The sequence below is a fragment of the Holdemania filiformis DSM 12042 genome (genome assembly GCF_000157995.1).
Lineage (GTDB): Bacteria > Bacillota_I > Bacilli_A > Erysipelotrichales > Erysipelotrichaceae > Holdemania > Holdemania filiformis.
This window is the reverse complement of sequence record NZ_GG657562.1, coordinates 307,704-312,950: the sequence shown is the minus strand read 5'-3', so window position 1 is coordinate 312,950 and position 5,247 is coordinate 307,704. Positions and strand designations below refer to the sequence as shown.

Annotated in this window: 6 protein-coding genes; all 6 read left to right on the top strand. The window is 51.4% G+C overall.

Annotated features, from left to right (window positions below; genetic code table 11):
- Positions 1-152 precede the first annotated feature (152 nt).
- The 6 genes from HOLDEFILI_RS17335 (at position 153) to HOLDEFILI_RS17310 (ending at position 4,973) form a co-directional block, all read left to right on the top strand.
- The gene (locus HOLDEFILI_RS17335) at positions 153-503 is read left to right on the top strand and encodes an ArsR/SmtB family transcription factor (protein WP_039865401.1); all 351 of its coding nucleotides are present in this window, start codon (positions 153-155) and stop codon (positions 501-503) included.
- On the top strand, positions 503-1,066 hold the full coding sequence (locus tag HOLDEFILI_RS17330) for a 3'-5' exonuclease (RefSeq protein ID WP_006061217.1): 564 nt from the start codon (positions 503-505) through the stop codon (positions 1,064-1,066). The genes HOLDEFILI_RS17335 and HOLDEFILI_RS17330 overlap by 1 nt, the downstream gene beginning before the upstream one ends.
- Before the next feature lie 99 nt (positions 1,067-1,165).
- Positions 1,166-2,308 carry a helix-turn-helix domain-containing protein gene (locus HOLDEFILI_RS20155; RefSeq protein WP_006061216.1) on the top strand — a complete coding sequence of 381 codons (1,143 nt, stop codon included), beginning with the start codon at positions 1,166-1,168 and terminating at the stop codon, positions 2,306-2,308.
- Between the two features lie 133 nt (positions 2,309-2,441).
- Positions 2,442-3,257, top strand: coding sequence for an HAD-IIB family hydrolase (locus HOLDEFILI_RS18635; protein ID WP_050767018.1), 816 nt, complete (start codon positions 2,442-2,444; stop codon positions 3,255-3,257).
- 174 nt (positions 3,258-3,431) lie between these two features.
- Entirely contained in the window at positions 3,432-4,454 is a 1,023-nt protein-coding gene (locus HOLDEFILI_RS17315) for an alpha-hydroxy-acid oxidizing protein (protein WP_039865522.1), read from the top strand.
- A 126-nt stretch (positions 4,455-4,580) separates the two neighbouring features.
- Positions 4,581-4,973: a hypothetical protein gene (locus HOLDEFILI_RS17310; protein WP_039865400.1), complete on the top strand. Its 393-nt coding sequence runs from the start codon at positions 4,581-4,583 to the stop codon at positions 4,971-4,973.
- Positions 4,974-5,247: the final 274 nt, after the last annotated feature.

The following is a 5,247-nucleotide window of genomic DNA, read 5'->3' as shown; positions in this document are numbered from 1 at the left end:
AATTTTTAATGTTTCTAAGGAACTTCAGGTCGATTCCAATAAATCAGACTGAGGGTCAATCTTTTCCAGGTAAATCCAAAACGGGAAAGCATGGGCGAATTGTCCGTAACCAAACGGAATGTGATATAATATTCCCAATGGTGGTGAGGCGCATGGAGAAGGAAGAACTGCAGGAAAAAATCGTCCATCCCGAGATTGTCGCGGAAGTGGAAAAGAAAATGCTCAGTGAAAGCGAATTTGAAGATCTGGCTTTATTGTTCAAAATGTTTGCGGACCCGACCCGCTTAAAAGTGTTAAAGGCGTTGTTTGAACGGGAGATGTGTGTGGGCGATCTGGCCGTGCTGCTCAAGATGACGCATTCCGCAGTGTCGCATCAGTTGGCTTCGCTGAAGAAAACGCGGTTGGTCCGCAGCCGGAAAGATGGCAAAGTGGTCTATTACTCGCTTGATGATGATCATATTGAAGAAATATTCCAGAAGGCTCTGGATCATGTCCGAGAATAATGAAGTGGGCAGCGATTGATTTTGAAACCGCCAATCCCTCGCCGATGAGTGCCTGCGCCGTAGGCTTAACGGTATTCGACGAGGGCGAGATGGTATTCAGCGACAGCTGGCTGATCCGGCCGCATCCTTATTATGACGCGTTTTATCCTTCTTTTATTGATATCCATGGCATTACCCCTGATCAGGTGGCTGACGCACCTTTTTTCCCTAAAGTTTATGAACAGTTGAAACCGTGGCTGGACGGCGGCGTGTTGTGCGCGCATAACGCGGGTTTTGATATGAAGGTGCTGGCCAGCTGCTGCTCCCTGTACCGCTTAGAGCTGCCGGATGCCCCGTATTTTTGTACGGTGAAGCTAAGCCGCAAAGTATATCCGTATCTGAAACATCACCGTCTGAACGATGTCTGCGATTATATGGGAATTCAGCTCGATCACCACGACGCCGGCAGCGATGCCCGCGGCTGCGCGCTGATCGTTGCGAATACAATGAATTTGATGCAGATCTATGAACCGCTGGAGCTGGCTCAGACGTGTCAGATCCCGGTGAATAAAATTCTCGATTAGTCTGTCTGAACCCAGAGACAGACTTTTTTCCATTCAACGGACGATGGATTAAGAGATGTTTGCCGTGTCGTACGAAACGAAAATAAAGGAGAGATCATCATGGACTATCCAAAACAGGCGCTGGGGTTTATGCTTAGACAAAATCGGCTGGATCAGAATTTGTCGCTGCGCGCCCTGGCGGAGCGCACAGGAATCTCGGCTATGTATTTAAGCGATGTAGAAAATGGTGTGCAGCGGCCAGCCGACTACACGCTGCGCAAGCTGTTCAGCGAACTGGCTCTGCCGTATGATCCCGCGTTGCTCTGGCAGCCGGAATTTACTTTACACCCGCTGACACAGGCGATCCTGGATTACCGGATGGACCGGCGCGACGCGTTTTTTGATGATCTGTGGCAGCGGCGGGAAGCTTTGAAAGCCAGCTGCCACTATGCTCAGTTCTTATTGGCGGAATGGATTGTCCGGATCAGCCGTGGCGAGAACCGGGAAGCGCGGGTTTATCAGTTGCGGGATATCCTGGAGGCGGCCGGCTCAGCTTTGCGGAATCAGGACCAACAATGGTATCGGCTTTATCGCGGCATTCATCATAAGGCATTAGACGAGATAGAAGCGGCGCAGTCCTGGCTGGCCGGAGCTGAAACGCTGGGGCAGGACGAAGGCACGCAGGCTCTGATCCATTATCATGAAGCAGATTGTCTGATGCGTCTGCATCGCCCGCAAAGCGCACTTCTTATAAATCAGCAGGCCCTTGATCAGTTTTCCCGCAACGGTTATTTCGTTCGGGCTATCCATACTCGGATTCATCAGGCCGATTTGTTTTTAAATGACGAACCGGCAACGGCGCAGACTTTAGCCCGGCGCGTCCGCCAGGAAGCGGAGCGCTTTCAATGTCCGGAAGTTTTGTTGATGGCTGAGGAGCGCTTGGCGCTGGCGGCTTTTCTGCTGGATCAGCCGGAAGCGGCGCTGGCCCATGCTCAAGCCTGCGCGGCAGTCATTCACCGAATGCCTTTGTTGATCGCAGGTGCGCTGTCCGCATGGCTTTGTCATCGTCAGGAAGATTGTCGGTTCTTTTTAAATCGGATGGAGGCGGAAATTCAGCGTAAGCATCAGTCCGACGCTACGCTGCGCTGGATTGAAGCGCTAGTCAGGCAGGACGAAAAACAACTCGCGGAGCTCAGCTTACAATCTGATCCGCTGGCCGGGCCGCTGCAAAAAAGCTGGTTCAGCTGCGGTTTCAGACCTTAGTTCGGTTGGGGAAAACCGAATTAGCCTGTCGTTTGATTGAACAGGCGGAGCTGTAAGCTGACGCTCGCGTCTGGTTTTCCGTCTGGAACTTTGAAATAATAAATCTGGACAAACCGTCCAGGAGGAAGAAAGAATGATCCGATGCGTCATGATTGATTTAGACGGTACGCTGCTGCGGAAACCGGGAAAGAAAACGGCGGGCATCAGCGATGAAAATGAACATGCTTTACAGCGCTGGCAGGCGGCCGGAGGATTAGCGGGAATCGCAACTTCACGCTCTGCCGGTTATATTCAAAAATACAGTTCGCGAACCTGGGCGGCAGTCGTCGGCTGGAACGGAGCGGTGATCGAGCAAGGCGGCCGCCGCTGGCTGCATCCGCTGCCAAGCCGGAACGAAAGGCAATTGTGGAAAACTTTAGGCGGTGATCAGCCGGAAAACTGGGTGGCGATGGTCACACCGGATAATGACTGGCTCGCTTATGATTTGCGATTTCCGTTAGCCCGAGGGTATTGTGAAAATCCGTTAAATCTGATTCAGGATCATCGGCAGGTTCTGGAGTGGGATCCCCAGCGGCCGGATTTACAGCTTGCGGTTATTTTAGCGGTGTATCCCGACGCCTGTTTTGCGCAGACCGTTTCCGCACGGCTGCTTGCCCAGGACAGAGGGCTGCACGCGATTGAAACGAGTTCCCGCACTTTGATGATCGTTCGCGCGGGCGTGGATAAAGCACAGGGTATTCTGGAGGCCGGCAGGAGGTTAGGGTTAAAGCGGGAAGAAATCGCGGTGATCGGCGACGACCGCAATGATCTGACATGTTTTAAGACCTTTGAAAACAGCTTCTGTATGGCGTCAGCGGAGCCTGAAATCCGGGACGAGGCTCGCTGGATGGTGGAATCCGTTGCGGAAGCACTGGCGATTGTTCAGCGAGAAAACAAACAACGATCCTAAACAGAATGGGAGACTCATCGGACATCAGAAAAGAAACTGCGGTCTGCGGCAGCGCGTTAGATCTTTACTGAGATTTCATTGATTGCCATGACCCCGGGCGAATTCTGTCAAATATCGCTTGTCTTCATCCGTCAGGACTCTTATAATGAAGAACAGGGAAAGGGGTTGGCAAAAATGACCTTAGAAGAAATCATTCAGGAAGCAAAGCGAAAATCGCCGAAATGCCGGGCTTGTCCGGTTTGCAACGGCTTAGCCTGCAAGGGGGAAATCCCGGGCTTAGGGGGAAAAGGCAGCGGAAGTACGTTTATCCGCAATGTGGAAAAGTTAAAATCCGTCCGGATTCAGATGGACGTGTTAGTGGAAAACAAAGAAATCGACACGACGTCGACGTTGTTCGGTCATACCGTATCCTTGCCGGTGTACTGCGCGCCGGTGGCGGGAATTAAGAATAACTACGGCGCGGAAATGACGGAAGAAGAGTACAACAAAGCGACGGTTGAGGGCTGTCTGGAAGCAGGAACGCTGGCCTTTACGGGCGATGGCATCGACATCGACACGCTGTTTGCCAAACCGCTGCAGGCGGTGCTGGATCACGACGGCATGGGCATCCCGACGATCAAGCCGTGGTGTGAGGAAGGCGTGCAGGCGCGGATTGAACGGTTTAAAGGACATAAGGTCTTCGCGCTGGCGACCGATGTGGACGCGGCGGGCCTGGTGCTGCTGCGCAAAGGAACGACGCCGGTGGTCAACAAGAGCGTGGCGGATTTAAAGAAAATGAAGGAAATGGCCGGCGGCATCCCGCTGATCGTCAAAGGTGTTTTAACGGTGGAAGGGGCGCGGAAGTGCGTCGAAGCCGGAGCCGATGCGATTGTTGTCAGCAATCATGGCGGACGCGTTCTGGATGATGCGTTATCGACGATCGAGGTTCTGCCGGAAATCGCGGCTGCGGTTAAGGGACAGATCACGATTCTGGTTGACGGTGGTTTCCGGACCGGACTGGATGTGTTTAAGGCGCTGGCCCTGGGTGCGGACGGCGTATTGATTGGCCGGCCACTGGCCCTGGCTGCAGTCGGCGGCGGTAAAGAAGGCGTGCGGTTAACGCTGGATAAGATCCGCAGCGAGCTGCGCGAAACGATGATCATGTCCGGCTGCAGTACGATTGCCGAGATTACCCGCAGTCATGTTCATGTCGATTAAGAAAGCATATTAAATAATTTTCATAAAAGGCTGTAAAAAAGCCTCAAACTGACTTGTAAAGAATGATTTATGATTTACAAGTCTTTTCATTTTCGATATAATACAAAAGAGATAGGAGATTTATCAATGGACAATTATGAAAACAATGCGTTCTTTTGGCAGAAGATAGATACTCTCGTTTTTTCCAGCAAATTTGTTTTAAGCCGGAAAAAAGGAGAACAACATCCGGAATATAAAAATCTGATCTATCCGGTAGACTACGGTCATTACATCGATCTGGCCGCTGAATCGAATGAAGGCGGCATCGCGGTGTACCGCGGCAGTGAGAAATCCTCGATGGTGAAGACGGCGGTTGTGGCTGCGGATATTCTGCAGAAGGAAATCGACGTGAAGTTGTTGGTCGGCTGCTCGAAAGCGGAGGAAGATCTGATTCTGCGGTTTTTGAATCAGACGGATTTCCAGAAGACAATTCTGATCCGCCGCGGCAATGAAATCCCGGAATGGGGCTTAACGGATTAAGGAAAGAGGACAGCGGGCGCTGTTTTTCTTTTTGCCCAAAATATCTAAAAACGCCCGAAAATGGGCGCGGAAGAAATGAATGAAATTTAAAGAAGAAGATGTTCATCAGCTTGTTCAGGGCAGAGGCTGACCCGAATGGTAAAAGTGATCTCTGGTTAATAAGGATAATTCGCTAACGAACCGCGGATTTCAGCCAGTTGATCCATGAAAGCGCCGACATCCTGATCGCTGGCATAATAAACGGATTCTTTGAAGTTTAACGTTTGATCTTTGA

What these genes read in the sequence shown, in the direction of transcription:
- HOLDEFILI_RS17335 (WP_039865401.1), top strand. Translation starts at nt 153, where the DNA reads ATGGAGAAGGAAGAACTGCAGGAAAAAATCGTCCATCCCGAGATTGTC.
- HOLDEFILI_RS17315 (WP_039865522.1), top strand. Translation starts at nt 3,432, where the DNA reads ATGACCTTAGAAGAAATCATTCAGGAAGCAAAGCGAAAATCGCCGAAA.
- HOLDEFILI_RS17330 (WP_006061217.1), top strand. Translation starts at nt 503, where the DNA reads ATGAAGTGGGCAGCGATTGATTTTGAAACCGCCAATCCCTCGCCGATG.
- HOLDEFILI_RS20155 (WP_006061216.1), top strand. Translation starts at nt 1,166, where the DNA reads ATGGACTATCCAAAACAGGCGCTGGGGTTTATGCTTAGACAAAATCGG.
- HOLDEFILI_RS18635 (WP_050767018.1), top strand. Translation starts at nt 2,442, where the DNA reads ATGATCCGATGCGTCATGATTGATTTAGACGGTACGCTGCTGCGGAAA.
- HOLDEFILI_RS17310 (WP_039865400.1), top strand. Translation starts at nt 4,581, where the DNA reads ATGGACAATTATGAAAACAATGCGTTCTTTTGGCAGAAGATAGATACT.